Source organism: Mastigocoleus testarum BC008 (genome assembly GCF_001456025.1).
Taxonomy (GTDB): Bacteria; Cyanobacteriota; Cyanobacteriia; order Cyanobacteriales; family Nostocaceae; genus Mastigocoleus; species Mastigocoleus testarum.
This window is the reverse complement of record NZ_LMTZ01000004.1, coordinates 22,392-42,573: the sequence shown is the minus strand read 5'-3', so window position 1 is coordinate 42,573 and position 20,182 is coordinate 22,392. Positions and strand designations below refer to the sequence as shown.

The window sequence follows — 20,182 nt, the reverse complement described above, 5'->3', positions numbered from 1 at the left end:
TAAGACCTTGCCATTGGAATTGTCCAGACTAATCACTTCTCGATCTATCTTACCTTACGTCCTAACTAAGCTGGCGATTGCTATATTTTTCAGGCTCACAACTTACTGGCTTGTTTAACTGCTCAACAAAATGTGGGTATGTCACTACGCTTACATCCAGATCTACCCCTTGAGACCCGAGTTTATCGCTCGAAAGCGATTCTAGAGGCGGTTGGTATGGGCGATCGGGTCAATTATTATCCCGATAATCTTTCAGGAGGACAAAAACAACGAGTTGCGATCGCAAGAGCATTGGTTAGCGAGCCGAAAATAGTTCTTGCGGACGAACCAACTGCAGCCCTGGATAGTAAGTCTGGGCGGGATGTGGTTGATATCATGCAAACGCTGGCGAAACAACAAGGTTGTACAATTCTCCTGGTAACACACGATAATCGCATTCTCGATATTGCTGATCGCATTGTGCATATGGAAGACGGTCGCTTGGCTCGAGATACAGCTCTAGTAGGTAGTGACAGGTAAATGACCCCAACTTGCTACGGGGAAGTTAGGTTCCAGTTTCTCATCCGCACGTAGCGTGCGTGAACAGAGGAATGTCGCTGCAACTTAGACTATTACGTATTGTTATAATTTATCAAGGAGTTGGATTGGGATAGCGGGCGTGAACCGCATTAATTTCTGTTAATATTTCCTCTGATAAATTGACATTAATACTATCAAGATTTTCCTTGAGTTGAGCCATCGTCGTTGCCCCAATAATCGTACTCGTAACAAACCAGCGTGATCGCACGAATGCCAGTGCTAATTGAGCCGGAGTTAAATTAAACTTCTCCGCAATTTCCACATAGGATTTCACTGCTAAAGGCATATTACCTTTGTCATAACGCATACCAAAGCCTTTAAATAAATCCAAGCGGGTGTTAGCAGGAATACCATTTAAATATTTGCCGGTTAATAATCCAAACCCCAAAGGACTATAAGCCATTAAACTTACATTATGAAACCGACAAGCTTCCGCTAAATGAATACTATAAATCCGATTAATTAAACTAAAAGCATTTTGAATCGACACAATCTTGGGTAAATTGAGTTGCTGTGCCAAATGAGTAAATTCACAGATTCCATAGGGTGTTTCATTACTCACGCCTAAATAGCGAATTTTACCTTCCTTAATTAAATCTGCAAACACTTCTAACTGTTCCACAATCGGAATCGTTTCCCGTTCTTTGGCGATATCATATTCCCATTCCCCAAATATCGGCGTGTAGCGGTCGGGCCAGTGAATTTGATATAAATCGATATAATCTGTTTTCAGGCGCTTGAGGCTATCATTAACCGCTTGGGTAATATTTTGCCGATCAACTTGGCATTTACCATCACGAATCCAAGTAAAATGACGGCTAGGTCCAGCAACTTTCGTCGCAACAATAATTTTATCGCGCTGTTGCTGATGTAACCATTCACCAATATATTCCTCTGTCCTCCCCTGAGTGTCTGCACTTCCCGGTACAGGATACATTTCCGCTGCATCGAGAAAATTTACTCCACAAGCAACTGCATAATCTAGCTGCTCCTTTGCATCTTCCAGGGTATTCTGTTTCCCAAAGGTCATCGTCCCCAGACAAATTTCCGAGACCAGTAAATCACTATCCCCTAGTTTGTTGTACTTCATCTGCTTGCCTATGAGGTTACGCTAAAAATTGTAAAAGATTTAAGTTTAGTGTGACGGTAAAACTGAAAAGCTTCTTCATCCTCGAACTTTTTTCAGCTTTATTTTATTTTCCCTGGGAAAGTCCCCTCTGTATTGTTTGATATGGGTAAAGCTTTTTGTAATGATGGTAAATGAATGGAACATCAGTCCCTGTGGAAATGACTTTCATCTCCTACGTACCTTGAATATCCCGTTGCACGGCAACATAGTAATATCAAAATGACCGACTTCGTCGGAAGGAAGAAGGAAGACGGAAGAGGGAAGATGTCAATAAGCGCGTTTTCCATAAACGCAGTGCTGGCGTAGCCAAAAAATCTTCCATCAAGCATTGCTGACGCAACGCTACGCTAACCGACCCCGAAAGGATGCAAGCCCCGTCCTTCCAGGACCCAGAAGGTTAGAGCCTACGGCGTCGGCGAAGCCTCTGACTAACGTCACGCTATAGCTTCGCTACCTACGGATCCGCTAAGGGAGGAGTACAAGCAACTTTGGACGCGCTGCGCGTTCAGCTTGCTGCGTGCAAACGGCAACATAAAACCTTCTTCCTTCTTCCTTCTTCCCTCTTCCTTCGCTGTGACCTGCATCTGAATAACCAATCTTGTCTGCGATCGCATAAACGTTTAAATCTGTTTCTAATAACAGCAGGCGCGCTGTAAACATCCGACCTTATTAATAAAGTAAATTGTGAATCTGAGTTTATGATGAGAATTTGTAGAAATCTACATAAGAAAGCCGATAGGGGATTCTAATCGTAAATATTTCCTTTGCTCTGAGTTAATAATTTTTCCGCGATAAGATAAGCCTAAACGATTAATATATAGGATTTGATAATTTGAGGACGAATGAGTCCTGCTTGCTTCATTCTATTTTTCTAAATTTGTTGAAATCTTTGCAGCCAATTACTTTCAGCTTATCAAGCGTGCCATTCGTCTATGAGACAAGACTGGTAAGTTCTCAAGTTCTGTTAATTAACCTCTGCAATTATTTGTGGTATTTGTACTTGTTTAAAGGTTTGTATAATAGGCTGAAGAATTACCAGCATACTATGTCCCAGATATCTGATGTCGATATTCGTCCAATGCGAGATGACGAGCGACAGAATGTGTATGCCATAATGCGTCGAGCTTTTCCACTTGTTGATCGATGGTTCTTTTCGTGGACACCGAATGTCCTGGTAGCTGAACAGGGTGGGCAACTGCTGGGAGCTATTGTGCTCAAGTTATTCCCTCTACCACATAATCGTAAAGGAGGTTCGATCTCTTGGGTGTTCACAGCACCAGAGGTACGCGGACGGGGATTGGGGCAACGTCTCGTTGAGAGTGGGCTCGACTTCTTTGAGCGGCAAGGTTGTGATGAGATTCTGACCACTGTTGAAGGTTTCAACACTAGCTCGAGTAAACTATTTGCCACGCGCGGTTTCAGGATACTTTCACCGGGAACTCAGTTCAGACGCTACGGATTGGCGACATTTGCAGTATGGGTAAAGGTCTTTCATTATTTGGATGTTGGTCACTTCTTGTGGGTACGACGTACCTCACCGGAAGCAGATAGTGCAACCTTGCAGTGGTGGGGGACTATTTTAGCAAATTCTTTGATTGGTTTGTTGATGTTATGGCGACTTGACGGTTCCAAGGCAATTAGTTTGGGTATGTGGATGGTTCTAACGCTGATGCTCGTTGTGTTGTTTGGTCTGCGTTATCTGGGCATGTGTTTGATGGCGCAGAAGCAAGGTCTTAAAGTTCGTTTCCGTGCATGGGAATCAGGATTTCCACTCAGCATAATCATCACACTGATATTTGCTGGGGCGATATACCCCATACCAGGTGGCGTTTATCCCACAACAAACCAATGGCGATATCGAGACTTGCTTCCGAAGTTGGGTTGGATCGCATTAGCTGGAACTCTTCCAGTATTAATCATGCTATGGGGAGTCTGTGCAATCTTGCAGTTGAACGTGCCACCACCTTACTTCAGACCTTGGCTGAGCATAATGCTTCTGTTGGGCAAGCCGTTGCTTCTCTTTGATATTGCAATCCCGTTTTTTCCATTTATCAGCTTCAATAGTCGGCGGTTGTGGGATTGGAACAAAATTATCTGGGTAGTTATGACTGCAACGGTTGTCGCGCTATTTTTGGTTTAGGTCTTATTAAATTAAAAAATATGAATGGTTGAATTGTAAGCAAGCAGTAAACACGTTTTTGGTGGGACTGTGCCAAAAGAAAAATTCTGTGGAATAAGATTGAACCCGTCTATAGATAAGTTGTATGGTCAATTTTTCAACCCCACTTCAACATCGTTTTTTCTAAAACCCTCAAAATCAGTCATGACATTTACTCCTATTTGAAAGCAAATTTCTACTCAAGTCATAGTTAAACATCTATATGTTTATTTTTTTAGCTACTTTTTCTTTAGCTCATTATTATTCAGCAATTTAAATATTAACTTGCTAATAATTAGTTTATTAAATTTATAAAAATTCAGATGTTTGAAACTTTAAATTTTACAGTTTTTAAATATATAAACATTTAAGTTCTATTTTGAATACTTGACAAATGTTGAAAAGCTGAGATACTTAAACATCTGAACATGTAGGCGTAGAGTGCTATTTGCCACAAATATTTTGGTGGGAGGATTAGAAACGAGAAAAATGATAGTGACCGTAGCAGCATTGAAAGGTGGTGTGGCAAGTGTGATTCGTTTTCTCTAAACCTTGTAGATTAGAACTTCAGCCGACTGAAGATAATCTCAAGGGGGACGAGAAGCTTGGTTTGAATTAATTTGAACCTTGATAACTTAATGTTTGATGTAAGGCGCGGAATATTACAAATTGTAAATTCTAATTCCTTACCTCCCTGGTGATGGGAGATAGCAATATCCCTATTTCGTCAACCTGACAACTGACGGGATAAAGCGGGATATAAAGCGGGTAATCTGAAATTCGGTAAGAAACCCCCGCAAGCTGGAAGGATATGATTAGCGAAAGCAAACCTATGTCTGAACCTACGTTACCTCCAACAAGCTCACCCGAATTTAGAAGCTTGAGTCAAAATGACACGGCTTAAATGTCTTCTAGGCTTTGCCAGCTAGAAGAATCACTCAAACTGTTCCTTTAACTTGCCGAGTAAAGGAAATCACACAGTATAAGCCCGTAGGATAGTAGGAATCTAACCCCTTCGTAAAACAAGCATTAGGAACGAAGTAACTTAATAAGTTTCTCTTAAGGAAGGTCGATTTCTTAAGTAGTCAGTCAGGCGCATGAACTTATTAAGCGGGATTGTATCAGAAGCAAATGCCTTGTTGTAATGACAAGGATACGCTGACGGATACACGGAATAGTGGAGATAAAAACCGTGAGTAAGAGTATACAAGTCATGAACACAGGAAATCTGATGTATGAATGGAAGGACATTCCCTGGCGCAAGCTAGAGAAACAAGTCTTCAAGCTCCAGAAACGAATTTATCAAGCCTCAATCCGTGGTGATGTCAAAACAGTAAGAAAACTCCAAAGGCTTCTACTAAAATCCAGAGCAGCAAAGCTACTCGCAGTAAGAAGAATAAGTCAGGATAATCGTGGTAAGCGAACCGCAGGGATTGACGGGATTAAAAACCTTAAACCCAAACAACGGTTGCAACTTGCGGCTAATCTTGAGTTACCTAAAAAAGCAATGCCCATACGTCGCGTCTGGATTCCAAAACCTGGAAAGGAAGAGAAGCGATGCAGCGCGGTCTTGGGGGTTTCCCCCATGAGCGACTGCATCAAGAAGCGACCGTTAGGTATACCTACAATGCGGGACAGGGCATCACAAGCTCTGGCAAAGCTAGCACTAGAACCAGAATGGGAAGCTCAATTTGAACCCCATAGCTACGGTTTTAGACCTGGAAGGTCAACCCATGATGCGGTCAAATATTTATTTCTCAGCATGCGCAGACAAGAAAAATACGTACTGGATGCGGATATCAGTAAATGTTTTGACCGAATAAACCACAAAGCACTTCTAAATAAGCTAAATACCTTCCCACTAATGAGAAGGGCAATAAAAGCTTGGTTAAAGTCGGGAGTAATGGAAGGAAATAAAATCTTCCCAACCAACGAAGGAACACCGCAAGGTGGATGTATTTCGCCATTATTGGCAAATATAGCTCTGCATGGATTGGAAGATTACATCAAATCATCCTTCCCTAAAAGTAAAAAACTGGGAAATATAAAAGAAGCAAGCTGGCAACCTACAATTGTCAGATATGCTGATGACCTAGTAATACTGCACCGGGATTTAGAAGAACTAAAAAAAGCTAAGAACTTAGCTCAGAAATGGTTGAATAAAATGGGTTTAGAATTTAGCCTCACTAAAACCAAAATCTGTCATACATTCTACGAATATGAAGGAAATGAATCTGGATTTAACTTCCTTGGATTTACCTTCAAACAATACCCATTAGGTAAAAGAAATCGTAGAAAAGTAGCAGGAGGTGGTTACAGTAGGGATGCATTACATAAGACCATAATTACGCCCACGCAAGATTCCATCAAGAGACATAAAGACAAATTAAGCCAAATTATTGATGGATATAAAACTGCAACCCAAGAAAAATTAATAGGAATTCTTAACCCAATAATTGTAGGTTGGGCGAACTATTATTCAGCAGTTAATTCCAAAGAAATATTTGGTGACATAGACAATTGGCTTTATATAAAACTCAGGAGATGGGCTAATCGTAGGCATCCTATGAAGCCAAAACATTGGATTGCGAATAAATACTGGAATGTTGATTCGTTAGGCAAATGGGAATTCTCTGAAGGTAACATTCCTCTCAAAGAACATAAAAAAACACCCATTAAAATGCACATCAATGTCAAAGAAAACCGCAGCCCATTTGACGGAGATTGGACTTACTGGAGCACCAGAAGAGGTAAGCATCCGGGTCTGAGACCAATATTAGCAAAACTTCTTCGGACACAAAAAGGTAGATGCGCACACTGTAAGTTAAACTTCACTTTAGAAGATGTGATCGAGGTACACCACATAGACCTCAATCACAAAAATCAGAAGTATAACAATCTACAGGTACTACACGGACATTGCCACGACCGCAAACATTGAGGTACTGTTGCGAGCCACTATTACGAGGAGCGCAGTGAATTGAAAGATTCATGCTGCGTTCTGAAGCCGAGTCAGAAAGGTGACTTTCTGGCTTAGGTTAACAATCTACAACTGCATTACATTTAGCTACTTATTTCCAACAAAAGGCTGATACTCTATTAATCGATGGTGACCTTAATCGCAGTGCATTGGATTGGTCTAATCGGGGTAGTTTGCCATTTAAGGTTGCTGATGAGAAACATGGAGTTGAATTAGCAAGCCTTTACGAACATATAATTATTGACACGGGAGTAATACCGAATAATGATGAATTAAAAACTGTTGCCCAAGGGTGTGATTTACTAGTTGTACCAACTACCCCTGATGCTGTAGCTTTGGCTGCTACCTTGCGAATGGTAGAAGCGTTAAAGGAATTTCAGGTTAATTATCGAATTTTACTAACCTTGATTCCTCCTAGTCCAAATAAAGCTGGAGCGGAGGTGAGAAAGGCTTGTATTAATGCTGGTTTACCGATGTTTAAATCTGGAATTCGCCGACTAGCAGTGTTCCAGAGAGCAGCTTTGGAGGGGGTTCCAGTTAATGTAGTAAAAGACCCTTATGCACAAATCGCTTGGCGATGCTACTTTGAAATGGGAAAGGAGATTTTAGCGTGAGTCCAAAGAGAAAAAATAGCCGTTTTGACGATTTAATTGATGCTGCTCAGAATCGTATATCTAGAGATAGATCTCAGTCTAATGATGTTAAAAGCAGTCCAAGGAGTAAAAGTACCGACCCCAACTATACTCGTACAACAGTTTATTTGCCGAAACAATTACACCGACAGCTTAAAACTGCTGCAGCTTCTGAAGTCAGACAAATGAGCGATATCATTATTGAACTGATTGAAGAGTGGTTCGAGAAAAGAAATGGGAAGTAACCAGGAGAGAGGATTCAGCAGCGATCGCACGTTCTCTGGGCGGAATTTCAGTTCCACAATGGGCTTTACATCTGAATTCTATATTTTTTTGCACGCCGACCAAGATAGCAAAGATTACTGATTTTTTTTAAGTACATTCTTAGTGAATCTCCATTTAGACGCAACAAAGGCGAAAAATCCAGTTCCTCCTAGTGCAATTGGAATTCCGATAACTTTATCCCAATTTTCCTTAAACCAATCTCTTTTGTTAACTGCGACTGTGATGGGGCGCTCAAATGTTTTTAAATCTACTAACTCTTCTGATTCATTTGAAAGCTTTACCCTGGCATAAACTATTAGAATTAATGTTTGCTGACCTGATTTTGTTGGTGTCACGCTCCAGCGCCACTTGACCGATTTTCCATCTAATAAAGCTCGATTTTTTTCATCAATGGGTTTGACCTCAAAGTTATTTCCATCGAGGTGTGCTTTCAAAAAATCACTTACTTTAATTTGAGCAACTTCAGCGTCCTTACCCAATTCTGACTTTAGGTCGCGTTTCAAATCATCGGTAATACGCATCTCAACTATTTCAGCTTCATCAACCTTCATTTGAGCAGGTGTTTTAAATGCAATCTGTCCGGGTCTGAGTTTACTAAAAGCTTTCCTTAAATCATTAGAGAAGTCATTGGAACGGTTGTTAGATCGCGATCGAGCAGCAGAAGAAGAAGGAGGAATAGAACCTGATTTGAAGCCATCAATGGATTCAACACGGGGACTATGAGGTATTGCTTCATTGCTAGGTCGTCTATACCCCTTATATCTTCTAGTTTTGGTGACTTGTTGCTTAGGGGTTAGTACCGGTTGTTCTATTTTTTTTGAATCAGTGGGAGAGCCGTTAGGTTGGGTCGAAGGGGAAACAGAACCTGACTTTTCTGGGGAATCTGCTGTACCCGATTGCACATCATGTGATTTCTCTGCTGATGTCTCTTTCCCCGCAAGGCGATATTGTTCTTCTTTGCGAACTATTAGTGAAAACACGCCTACAGAGGAAATAAGAATAACAAGTACTCCTAAAGTAATAAATAAAGAATAGCGTTTCATAGTCGTTAAAAGTTTTTTTATTGATTAATATGACCAATATTAAAATCAGTTCGTTAACGTGCTATTCCGCTTTTCTGATACAAAAAGAGAATTTGTGGGAAGAATAATAAACTTGATAAATGAGTGGGAAATTTGGCTGATATTTAGCTATTTTTAGATAATTCTTTTTGGCTATTTCTCGATAAGTTCTTGGTTTTTTCTCTAGTTTGTACTTCACTTGCTCATAAAGAGCATCTATAATTTTTTCTGTCTGCTTTCTAGCTTGATTTAATAATCCTAAATCTGTTGGGTAACTAATATCACTTGGCGCGCAAGTTGCATCTAATATCAGTTGACCACGATTTTTTGACTCACTTAATTCTTTTTCTTCTTTTTTTTTTCGTGCAAAGATGTTTCTTCTAACATCTTCTTCACCATTTGTTGATTTACTTTGTTGACTAGCTCTATACCTATTCTTTGGCGAAAGTGAACTAGCATTGATGCATCAAATGGAGTATCATTGCTATAAGATAAAATTCCTATAAAATACTGGAGATAAGGATTTTCTCTAATTTGTTCTACTGTTTCTCTATCACTTATTCCTAACTTTTCTTTAATAATTAATGCACCTAACGCCATCCTAAATGATTTAGCGGGTGCCCCCATTTCAAGAGAGAAAATTGAAGCATATTCTTCTTCAAATTCCTCCCAGGGTATTAAAGAAGCCATGATTACCCAACGATTATTTTCTGCTCGCGAAGCGCGACGACGTAGGAGTCATGAACTTCCCATCAAAGGGAAGTTCGAAATCTTCTGATGAGATTTGAGCTTGCTCCTCTTTGCGGTACATATATACTAATTAGACGCTTTAGTGTTACTCACAGTAATGCAAGGCTTTTGGCTTATTCTAGACTTTTTTCTTGCACCTGAATATATTCCTTCGGTCTGATACTGTACTGGGTATCACCTTTTTTTGTTTATTCAGCAAGCCCTAGTTATTGCGTCTCCGTTTAGGAGATAGCAATCTCACAGATGTTGGCGTTAGCGCTTAGCGGAAGCATAATGACGTAGTTAAGTTCATTTTGCGTAAATCCTGTATTGAAAATCCTAGGATAGTTGCTGAGAGAATAAAAAAAATAATATTACTACTAGTAATTATCTATCTTTAATATTTAGTCTTTTATTGTTAATACAGCAATATGAAAAACTATGATTGCAGTTAACCGAACTAATGTTTTTACAGCTAACCGAACTTTTTACTCTTCTCGTTTTATTGGCCGGTTCTCATCAATTATTAGGTGATATAAACCGAATTTACACCGCTTTTAATTATTACTAATATGGATATCAAAGGAAAACAAATTTAACCCTGAAAACAATTAAACAAACACTTAGGAGTTAAAAAGTTATGACTATTGTACGTTACAATCCTTGGGCAGAAATGAACGCACTACAACGCCAAATTGATCGTATGTTTGAGGATGTTCAAGCACCAATATATAGAACTCCTGCTGCTGAGTTGACTGAAACAGATGATGCATTACATCTCAGACTGGAGCTTCCTGGAATTGAAGCTAAAGATGTAGATATTGAAGTTACTGAAAATGCTGTAAAAGTAATAGCACAGCGTAAATCAGAAACTAAAACCGAAGAGGAAGCTAAGACCAGAAGTGAATTCTACTACGGTAAATACCAGCGTGTAATTCCTCTCAAAGTAAGAGTTAAAAATACCGAAGTTACTGCTGAATATAAAGATGGCATTTTGAACTTGACATTACCGAAAACTGTTGAAGAAAAGAATAAGGTTGTCAAAGTTTCTCTGAATTAAGATTGCTATTTTACTGACCTTTGTAATTGGTCGGTTAGCATCAATAACAAAGTGATAATAACCGACTTTACACTACTTTTGGTAATCACTAAGATGGATATCAAAGGAATAAATCTTAAACCTGAAACTAATTAAACAAACACTTAGGAGTTAAAAAGTTATGACTATTGTACGTTACAATCCTTGGGCAGAAATGAACGCACTACAACGCCAAATTGATCGTATGTTTGAGGATGTTCAAGCACCAGTATATAGAACTCCTGCTGCTGAGTTGACTGAAACAGATGATGCATTACATCTCAGACTGGAGCTTCCTGGAATTGAAGCTAAAGATGTAGATATTGAAGTTACTGAAAATGCTGTAAAAGTAATAGCACAGCGTAAATCAGAAACTAAAACCGAAGAGGAAGCTAAGACCAGAAGTGAATTCTACTACGGTAAATACCAGCGTGTAATTCCTCTCAAAGYAAGAGTTAAAAATACCGAAGTYACTGCTGAATATAAAGATGGCATTTTGAACTTGACATTACCGAAAACTGTTGAAGAAAAGAACAAGGTTGTCAAAGTTAATTTGGAGCAAAATTAAGCTTTTCAGTGGTTGTAAATCTTTCTAGTAGTTGTGTGTAAATTATTATCTGAAGTTCCCCTCTGTTTAATGTGTTGATTTAAGTATCAGCCTGGTTGTGTGAGAGCAACTGGGCTTTTTTATTGAAAAAATATTATTCTGCTAAATAATTAACCTAAACTGTAAAGTAAAAAGTATAATAAGCAACATAGTGTTTGCGTGATTTTTTATTTGTGAATTTTTTAATTAATAATTAAATCTAATTAACACTCATCTCTCAACATGACTACTAATCCGATACATCTTCTTTGGTTTAGACGAGATTTACGGTTAACTGATAACGAAATTGTTACATTAGCAACTGCTAACAATGCTCCTGTTTTACCATTCTTTATTATCGATCCCTGGTTTTATCAATGGGCTGATATAGGTAAAGCAAGGGTAAGATTTTTATTTGAATCTCTTGAAGATTTAGATTGTAATTTACAAAATTTTGGTAGCAGATTAATACTACTTGAAGGAAACTCTATAGATGTCCTGCAAGAAATCACAAGACAATTAATAGAGGAAAAATATAAACCTAAGCTTTATTTTAATCGCGATGTACAGGTAGAATATGGTATCGACAGAGATAAGGCTATCATTGACTTATATGAGAATTTAAATCTCGACTTTCATCTTGGCTTAAGTACCTTTTTACAAGCGCAAGATAATCGTTCGCAATGGTTTCAAGAATATTATAGCTATCAAAGACAAAGCACTTTTTTAACTCCTGAAAGTATTAACGTTCCTTTAATTTCTCTACGTTTACCCCAAATTACATTTACCGAACTAAAGCATAAATATCATCATTTTTGGTCGACCAATAAAGTATATTTTAGAGGTGGAGAAACACAAGCTCAAGCAATGCTAGGCTCTTTCCTAGAAGGTAGGTTTAATGGCTATCACTGGAAGCTTTCACGCCCGTGGTTGGCGCAACAAAAAGCAACGTCTCATCTATCACCACATTTAGCGTTTGGTACCACTTCAACTCGTACTGTTTATCAACGTACGAAAATGAGAGCAGAAGAGTTAAAAACTGAAAATCAACCTAAGGCTGAATTTTCTTTGAAAGCTTTTCGCGATCGCTTACGTTGGCGCGATAGTTTTACACAACGTCTCTACTTCTACCCTGAGATTGCTTACAAAAACCGTTATCCAGAATTTGATGAGTGGTATACGCTGGAAAGTTTATCACCCCAAAAACAAGAGTTATTTCATGCTTTTAAGGAAGGTTTAACAGGATTTCCTTTAGTTGATGCAAGTATGAGACAACTCAAAGCTATGGGTTGGATGAATTTTCGGATGAGGGCGATGTGTGCCACTTTTTTAACAATTAACTGCGGGATTTCTTGGCATCATGGTGCAAAGCACTATATGAATTATTTAGTAGATGGAGATTTAGCAATTAATAATTGGCAATGGCAAATGCAGGCGGGTATAACCAATCCACTAAGCGAAACTTTTCGTATTTACAATCCCAACAAAAATATTCAAGATAAGGACCCCTACCTTAAATTTATTTACTATTGGGTTGATGAGTTAAGGGGTTATAGTTTACCAGAAATTATTCAAGCTAAATATGCTGGTAGTAGTTCTTACCCACAACCTATTGTAGATTGGTCATATACTCGTAAAGCCAATGGCAAAATTATCTCGCAACTGCGTAAAAAAGTAAGAGAACGCCTCATCTTGGAAGGAGGAGAAGAATACAAAAGTGCAGTCGCTGCAAAAGAAACTGTAGAAAAATATTGGCAGTATAAAGATAAGGAATACAAAAAAATTAAGGGGAATTGAGACGTAAAGAACAAATTATTGGAATTTGGTTTACCTTAATTAAGCAACTGCACCATAGTTACTGCTAAATTCTGGAGTGAGAATTGCCATTCCTATCTGGACTGCTTTGCGCGATCGCATTGTTTCTATCCAGCGTTGAACGTTGATATATTGATCTACAGAGACTAGGTAAGGAGAAATTAAAATCCAAGGAAAAGTTGCAATATCTGCTATTGAGTATTCTCCTGTGATAAATTCATTGTTTTCAAGTTGGTGCTCGAGAACCCCAAGCAGACGTTGTGTTTCTTTCTCATAACGCGCGATCGCATAGGGGATTTCTTCGGGAGCGGAATTGCGAAAATGACCTAGTTGACCGAACATTGGACCTATGTTTGCCATTTGGAACATTAGCCATTCAATAACTTGGGCTCGCTTTTTTGGTTCGGTGGGTAGCAATTTACCGGTTTTTTCGGCTAGATAAATCAGGATTGCACCAGACTCAAATATGCTTATGTCTGTGTCTCGGTCGATAATGGCTGGAATTTTACTGTTGGGGTTGATTGCAACATACTCGGAGCTGAACTGCTCTCCTTTACTGATGTTTACTTTATGAATGGTATAGGGTAGCTCTAGTTCTTCGAGCATGACTGCGGGTTTTCGCCCGTTGGGTGTGGTAAAGGTATATAGATCAATCATGGTAATGGGTAATGGGTAATGGGTAATGAGATAAGAATTCTGACTTCTGTCTCCTGACTCCTGACTCCTGACTCCTGACTCCTGACTCCTGACTCCTGACTCCTGACTCCTGACTCCTGACTCCTGACTCCTGACTCCTGACTTCTGATTTCTGACTTCTGATTTCTGACTTCTGACTCCTGACTTCTGACTCCTAACTTCTGACTTCTTAAAAAAAATCGGTGGTAATTCTGCTTCTTGAAAAGAATTTATCCACCCGACAAATAAAATTATATTATTTTACATATAGCTTTTGCTTAGATACCGTTTGACATCTTTTACTTTTTTCTTAGCAAGAATGTCATAAGGGTGAATAAATCTTCTTCCCAGTCAACGATAAAACCGTTGAATACTACTTTACAAAACGATTTCTTGTCCTTTTTCAGTAAAACGGACATTCTTTACTTTCCATTGAGGATTTTTAGTTAATGTTGTGCGAACACTATTAAATAACGCAAACTGCTCGCAACTAGAAAGAGAGCTTAATTGTCTTTGAGAATTGGGGGATAAGCGAAAATCAACTGTGGCTACACCGTTTTTGACGTTAACTCGATAACCAGACAGGTTAAAGTCTCCTGAGTCTTGTTTTTCAATAATTTTCCCAACAGCACTTTCAATAGGTGTATTTGCAGGTAGCTCTACCTTTTGTGCAACTAGGCTTTGACACTGTGCATCACTTGTGTAGAGAGTTGCATTAATTGTTCTCTTTAAAGTATCTGAGGGAGCTGCTGCAATCTTTTTAGATGTGGAAGCAGAAGGTTGTTTCGGTGATGAGGATGGAGAAGCAACTGGTTTGGTCTCCGATTTTTCTGTTTCTGATGTCTCGGGATTGGGAGCAGGAGAAACTACACTGTTATTTGCTGTAGAATTTGGACTTTCAGGCGTGTTTGCTGGTGCAGTATTAGTGCTTTGCTCTTGAGTAACCGGAGTGGAGCTACAACTGCTGATGCCAAACACTATTGCAGCTACAATCAAAGGGGAAATATACTTTTTTTCTGTTCTCATCCGTGTACTTTTCATTTATGGATACCTATACTTCTTCCGTAGTCAGGGTGTTCTGTTTCTAACTTCGTATCAATTTACATCATTAAGCAAATTCTTTCTCCGGTATTAATCAATATTTTGTTTCTTAGTATTTCACCCTCATTTTTTGGCTACCAAAATTCTAAGAATCCGATATCTTAAGTCAAGTGAAGTCTGTATATTCTTATATTTGTTGTTAAAAGCTTAAATAAAAATTATGTCCGAATCGCAGCCTTGCAGTTACAACCCCCGTCATGCTCAATGGAATGAAATTCCTATTGATAAGTGGGAACCTGCAAAATGGAAGCAGTGGAAACCAAAACCACCTGCATCAGATCGCAACGCAAAAGTCGAACGCGAATACTTAAGAATCAAACATACTATCAATCAAGCAAATCTAGCTTTAAGTTTGGACAAGGTTAAAATTAAGTTGAAGTTAACAAGTGCCAAATCTATCGCTTTACAAGGTACTTTCCCCTGTAAGCCTGGAGATACTGGTAAAAATAATAGCCTGAATAAGCAGTATACGATTTCCTTGGGTTTTGTAGCAAATGATATCGGGCTCAAAACTGCGATCGCCAAAGCGAGAGAGCTAGATTTATTGTTGATTACGAATCAATTTGAATGGACTTCTGAATTATTGGGTAAGCATGCACGTCATATAGAATTACAAGAATGTACTGCACCACAAAAATTGATTGGAGAGTTAATTCAAGAATATAAAAATGAATTTTGGAAAACTCACGAGCAAAATCGTCAAGGTTTACGCACTTGGGAAACTCATTACCTCAGACATTTAAAAAAGCTACCCCATGATATTCCTTTATCTTTACCAGCATTGGAACAAGCTTTAAAAGCAACAAGACCCCACACTTCATCTAGATTTTACTTGACTTGGCAATTAAAAAAGTTTTGTGATTTCTGTAAGTTTGATGATGGTGGTTTGATTGACTCTTATACAACACCTTTACCTAATCCTAAGATGCGGAAAATTCCTGATGATGAGGAAATTATTAGAGGTTTTTCTCAAATTGGTCAGTCTTTGTCACCCTATACAAGTAAGGATAATGTAGCTTTACCCAAACAATGGCAATGGATATATGGAATGCTTGCGACTTATGGTTTAAGACCCCATGAGTTATTTGCAATCGATTTAGATGCTTTCATTAATCCCAAAAATACTTTTCATTTGGTTACTTTAGATCCTCATTTAACTGGAGGTACTAAAACTGGAGAACGAACTTGTGGTATTCCACCTTTGTACCCCCATTGGATTGATTTATTTAAGTTAAAGGATATTAAACCCTTACTGGATAATAGTGGAAGTTTAAGTAATAAAACTGCCAAAATTCAGATTCGATTTCGGAATACTAACATAGGTTTTAGACCCTACGATCTACGTCATGCTTATGCAATTCGCGGACATCGTTTAAGAATACCGATTAAGACAATGGCTGATTATATGGGTCATACGGTGCAAGAGCACACGAAAACCTACCAAAGATGGATGAATGAAGATACTAACTTAGAAATATATAAAGAAGTAGTAATTCACCGTCAAGGTACTAGTAAGGAAGCATTGAAAAGTCGAATTGCTGAATTGGAAGCTGAGAATTTGGCTTTGAAAGCCGAAAATGAATCTTTGAAAGGAATTTTAGTTCAACAGCAGTTAGGTGAGCTATTGAAGTAATAAGTAATAAGTAATGAGTAATGTTAGCGTAAGCGTACCGGAACCGTAGATATCGGCGTAGCAGCGCAGCTAGAGCGGAAGGGTGTCGGTCGGCGTAAATCTCTAGCGTTGCGTAAGCAATTGAGTAATGGGTAATGGGTAATGGGGTAATTGAGAACTAAGATTATTGTTTGACGTAGGGTTTTAATTCATTCCATAAATCTGGAAAATTCGAGCAAAAATTATCTGGTTTAGCTATTTCCATATCTCGGTAATCAAAACCTGGTGCAACTGCTTCTCCAAGTAAAGCAAATTCACCTTCTTCAAGTACCGTTGCTTTCCAACATCCTCCTGGTACTATAAGTTGAGGTAAGTCTCCTTTATGAATATCAAAGCCAAGTTTTACTCGCTCTAAGTTACCATCAGGATGAATAATTAAATATGTTAGAGATGATCCTGCATAGAAATAATGTACGATATCTGATTTATTTTTGTGGAAATAACCAATAGGTCTGTCATCGCTAAGCATATAATAAATGGAAGTCAATTGCGTTCTTTCGCTTCCTTCTCTATTTGTTTTTATTTTTAAATCCGATCTATAAGTTTCGCAAAAATATCCACCTTCTACATGTTCTATTAAAGAAAGTGTGGTAATTAAGTCATTTTTATTCATGACTGTCTACTCAATAAATCAGGCTGAAATTACTGCTATCATACTGCTATTAACAGCTTATAAATGTTGTTGTAAACATATAGTAAATTTGATATAAATAATTTTAATTCTCTTGACACAATTTAATTGATTTAGAAAATTTTATAAATTTTGCTAAGGAATTCATCACATAATAATGTACTAAATAGTAATACTTTTTTAATATATTAATTTGAATATCCCACTGGGATATAAGCTCATTATTTAGTGCTGTTTGTGTCAGTAGTTAATAACTTCATGGATGATAATTTCATTAGTATAAATCGGGATACTTATTCTTTTCTCCTACAAGAATTGAAAATCCTACGGGAAAAGGTTACAACTTTGGAGAATTCTCAAGATTTATGCAATGAACAAAAAATTTGGCACAGTTTAGAAGAACGCAATCGATTGTTGAGTGGAATTGTAACTGCTGCTAATTGTCTGCTGGCTATTGCGGATTATGATGATTCTATTGATGCTGCTTTAGCTGCTTTAGGGGAATCTGCTTTTGTTGATCGGGTATATGTATTTGAAAATCATTTTTCTGAAACTGGCGAACCTTTAACTAGTCAACGGTGGGAGTGGGTTAGACCTGGAGTAACGCCGGAAATTGATAATCCTTTATTACAAAATGTTGTCTACCAAGAACTTTGTCCCGGTTGGTATGAAAAACTTTCTCAAGGAAGATCTATTATTGGACTTGTTAAGGATTTTCCCGAGCCGGAGAGAGAAATCTTAGCATCTCAAGGTATCCATTCTATTTTTGCGATCCCAATTCAGATTAAAGGTGAATTTTGGGGTTTCATAGGTTTTGATGACTGTCAAAAGGAACGTCGATGGTCTGGGTGCGAACAGTTAATATTAAAGTCTGCAGTTGGTAATTTGGGTGCTGCGATCGCGCGTCATCATACTGAAGTAAAGTTGCGGGAGTCACAACAATTATTGCAGTTAGTGATGGATAATATCCCCCAATTTGTTTTTTGGAAAGACTGCGATTCTGTTTATCTTGGTTGCAATCGTAAGTTTGCTCGCGCTGCTGGTGTTGGGGAACCAGAAAGAATTATTGGTTTGAGTGATTACGACCTAGCTTGGAAGCGTTCGGAAAGTGATTGGTTCCGTGAGTGGGATCGTCGAGTGATGAGAAGTGGGGTTCCCCAATTAAATATTGTTGAGCCTCAACAACAAGCTGATGGAAAACAATCTTGGCTGAATACAAATAAGATACCACTTCGAGATACTCAAGGTAATGTGGTGGGTATTCTTGGTACTTTTGAAGATATCACCGAACGAAAACAAGCTGAAGAAAATCTAAGGTTGATTCAGTTTGCGCTAGACCGAGTTCAAGACAGTGTATTCTTGGTTGAACCGAATGCAAGTTTTTTTTATGTCAATGAAGCTGCTTGTCGCAATCTTGGTTACTCTCAGGAAGAACTTTTGAGTATGACCGTGTTTGATATTGATATTGCACTACCTCCTGGTAATTGGTCGTCACATTGGGAGGGAGTTAAGCAAAAACATTTTTTAAATTTGGAGTCGGTTCACTGTCATAGGAACGGTAAAGAATTTCCTGTATCGATTTCCATTAACTATGTGAAATTTAATGATAAAGAATATAGCTGTACAATTGCTCGTAATATTACAGAGCAAAAGAATACAGAAGCAGCATTAAAGCAATTAAATGAAGAATTAGAATTTCGTGTCGAAAAACGTACAGAGCAGTTATTACGCGCTAAAGCAGAAGAGCACAAACTAATTGCGCTAATTGAAAATAGTAATGATTTAATTGCAATTGCTTCGCCAAATAACGAATTACTGTATATAAACACTGCAGGTTGCGAGCTTTTGGGAATTAGTGATGAAAACGAATTCAAAAACAAAACAATCAAGCAGCTGCATTCCCTTGGAACCTGGAAATATCTTTTGCAGGAGGTAAGACCAGCACTTTTACAGTCTGGAGCTTGGAAGGGTGAGTTAAATCTTAAACATTGTCTTACTAGTGAAATTATTGAAATTGAAAGTAGTATTTTTCTGATTCGTGACGAAATAACTGGGAAGCACATTTACACTGCTAGTATTGGTCGAGATATTCGCGATCGCAAAATAGTAGAAATGAAATTAAAGCAACAAGCAGAAGAGTTAGAACAAAGTCTGTTTGAACTGCGACGCACCCAAGCCCAATTGATCCACAGTGAAAAAATGTCTAGTTTGGGTCAAATGGTAGCGGGAATTGCCCATGAAATTAATAATCCTGTTAGTTTTGTTTATGGAAATCTCAGTCCTGCGTTCAGATATTTTCAAGATTTACTTGGATTAGTCGAGCTTTATCAACGGTTTTATACCCATCCCCCACCAGAAATTCAAGCAGAAATTGAAACCATAGAGCTTGATTTTCTCAAGCAGGATTTAACAAAATTGCTGGAGTCAATGCAAGAGGGAACCCGTCGAATTAAAGAAATTGTCATTTCCCTGCGTAATTTTTCCCGCTTGGATGAATCTGAATTTAAGAAGGTAAACATTCATGATGGGATTGACAGTACTTTAATGATTTTGCGCAATCGTTTGAAAGCTAAACCTAATCGTCCAGAAATTGCGATCGCCAAGCATTACGGTAGTTTACCTTTGGTACATTGTTATCCCAGTCAGTTAAATCAAGTATTTATGAATATCCTAAGCAATGCAATTGATGCTTTGGACGAATATAGTAAAACCCTTTCTTTAAAACATTTGGAAACCTATCCCAGTCGCATTCATATCTATACTGAACATATTGCAGAGAATCGTGTAGCAATTAAGATTATAGATAATGGTCCTGGTATTGCTACAGATATTCAAGACCGTTTATTTGAGCCTTTCTTTACTACTAAGGATATTGGGAATGGTACGGGTTTAGGATTGTCTATTAGTTATCAAATTATTGTTGAAAAACATCGTGGAAAATTATCTTGTCAATCTAACCCCGGTCAAGGGACTGAGTTTTTAATTGAAATTCCTATCACCCATGCTATTAATCAAAATTAATAAATATTGAATTATTACATATTTTTGTAATAGTATTTTCACTGAAAAAA

General features: G+C 38.2%; 14 protein-coding genes and 4 pseudogenes. 11 read left to right on the top strand and 7 right to left on the bottom strand.

The annotated features are described in order from the left end of the window. Positions 1–81: 81 nt before the first annotated feature. Positions 82–519, top strand: a pseudogene (locus tag BC008_RS02110) (ATP-binding cassette domain-containing protein); the annotation flags it as partial. Positions 520–631: 112 nt separating this feature from the next. Here BC008_RS02110 and BC008_RS02105 read toward each other — a convergent pair. Both BC008_RS02105 and BC008_RS02100 read right to left on the bottom strand, forming a co-directional pair. Next, positions 632–1,669 (bottom strand): NADP(H)-dependent aldo-keto reductase, encoded by a 1,038-nt coding sequence (locus BC008_RS02105; RefSeq protein WP_027846956.1) that lies wholly within the window; start codon positions 1,667–1,669, stop codon positions 632–634. A 504-nt stretch (positions 1,670–2,173) separates the two neighbouring features. Continuing rightward, complete coding sequence (locus tag BC008_RS02100) at positions 2,174–2,368, bottom strand: helix-turn-helix transcriptional regulator (RefSeq protein WP_058183028.1); 195 nt, start codon at positions 2,366–2,368, stop codon at positions 2,174–2,176. Positions 2,369–2,822: 454 nt separating this feature from the next. Here BC008_RS02100 and BC008_RS52585 point away from each other — a divergent pair. The 5 genes and pseudogenes from BC008_RS52585 to BC008_RS02080 all read left to right on the top strand — a co-directional run. Continuing rightward, positions 2,823–3,140: pseudogene (locus BC008_RS52585) on the top strand (N-acetyltransferase family protein); the annotation flags it as partial. 27 nt (positions 3,141–3,167) lie between these two features. Then, a complete protein-coding gene (locus BC008_RS51100) occupies positions 3,168–3,848 on the top strand; it encodes a hypothetical protein (protein WP_235595779.1) in 681 nt (226 codons plus the stop codon). 1,210 nt (positions 3,849–5,058) lie between these two features. After that, a complete protein-coding gene (ltrA, locus tag BC008_RS02090) occupies positions 5,059–6,807 on the top strand; it encodes a group II intron reverse transcriptase/maturase (protein ID WP_235595778.1) in 1,749 nt (582 codons plus the stop codon). 101 nt (positions 6,808–6,908) lie between these two features. Further along, positions 6,909–7,460: pseudogene (locus BC008_RS02085) on the top strand (ParA family protein); the annotation flags it as partial. After that, entirely contained in the window at positions 7,457–7,723 is a 267-nt protein-coding gene (locus tag BC008_RS02080; protein ID WP_027846101.1) for a hypothetical protein, read from the top strand. The pseudogene BC008_RS02085 and the gene BC008_RS02080, both read left to right, overlap by 4 nt. Positions 7,724–7,837: 114 nt before the next feature. On the opposite strand, the gene BC008_RS02075 is transcribed toward BC008_RS02080, so the two are convergent. Beyond that, positions 7,838–8,806 carry a hypothetical protein gene (locus BC008_RS02075; RefSeq protein WP_058183024.1) on the bottom strand — a complete coding sequence of 323 codons (969 nt, stop codon included), beginning with the start codon at positions 8,804–8,806 and terminating at the stop codon, positions 7,838–7,840. 142 nt (positions 8,807–8,948) lie between these two features. After that, positions 8,949–9,635 (bottom strand): annotated as a pseudogene (locus BC008_RS02070) (transposase); the annotation flags it as partial. A gap of 558 nt (positions 9,636–10,193) precedes the next feature. On the opposite strand from BC008_RS02070, the gene BC008_RS02065 reads away from it, so the two are divergent. From BC008_RS02065 to BC008_RS02055, 3 genes are all read left to right on the top strand, one after another. Further along, complete coding sequence (locus tag BC008_RS02065; RefSeq protein ID WP_058183022.1) at positions 10,194–10,613, top strand: Hsp20/alpha crystallin family protein; 420 nt, start codon at positions 10,194–10,196, stop codon at positions 10,611–10,613. A 160-nt stretch (positions 10,614–10,773) separates the two neighbouring features. After that, the gene (locus BC008_RS02060) at positions 10,774–11,199 is read left to right on the top strand and encodes an Hsp20/alpha crystallin family protein (RefSeq protein ID WP_058183020.1); all 426 of its coding nucleotides are present in this window, start codon (positions 10,774–10,776) and stop codon (positions 11,197–11,199) included. Positions 11,200–11,460: 261 nt separating this feature from the next. Beyond that, complete coding sequence (locus BC008_RS02055; protein WP_235595777.1) at positions 11,461–13,014, top strand: FAD-binding domain-containing protein; 1,554 nt, start codon at positions 11,461–11,463, stop codon at positions 13,012–13,014. A gap of 39 nt (positions 13,015–13,053) precedes the next feature. On the opposite strand, the gene BC008_RS02050 is transcribed toward BC008_RS02055, so the two are convergent. Beyond that, complete coding sequence (locus tag BC008_RS02050; protein ID WP_027846878.1) at positions 13,054–13,689, bottom strand: glutathione S-transferase N-terminal domain-containing protein; 636 nt, start codon at positions 13,687–13,689, stop codon at positions 13,054–13,056. Between the two features lie 396 nt (positions 13,690–14,085). Continuing rightward, positions 14,086–14,733, bottom strand: a complete 648-nt coding sequence (locus BC008_RS02045) for a GerMN domain-containing protein (RefSeq protein ID WP_058183018.1) — start codon at positions 14,731–14,733, stop codon at positions 14,086–14,088. Positions 14,734–14,968: 235 nt separating this feature from the next. On the opposite strand from BC008_RS02045, the gene BC008_RS02040 reads away from it, so the two are divergent. Further along, entirely contained in the window at positions 14,969–16,441 is a 1,473-nt protein-coding gene (locus BC008_RS02040) for a hypothetical protein (protein WP_027843989.1), read from the top strand. A gap of 163 nt (positions 16,442–16,604) precedes the next feature. Here BC008_RS02040 and BC008_RS02035 read toward each other — a convergent pair whose 3' ends face one another. Next, positions 16,605–17,093: a cupin domain-containing protein gene (locus BC008_RS02035; RefSeq protein ID WP_027843990.1), complete on the bottom strand. Its 489-nt coding sequence runs from the start codon at positions 17,091–17,093 to the stop codon at positions 16,605–16,607. 276 nt (positions 17,094–17,369) lie between these two features. Here BC008_RS02035 and BC008_RS02030 point away from each other — a divergent pair, with 276 nt between their 5' ends. Further along, entirely contained in the window at positions 17,370–20,132 is a 2,763-nt protein-coding gene (locus BC008_RS02030) for a PAS domain S-box protein (protein WP_058183016.1), read from the top strand. Positions 20,133–20,182 lie beyond the last annotated feature (50 nt).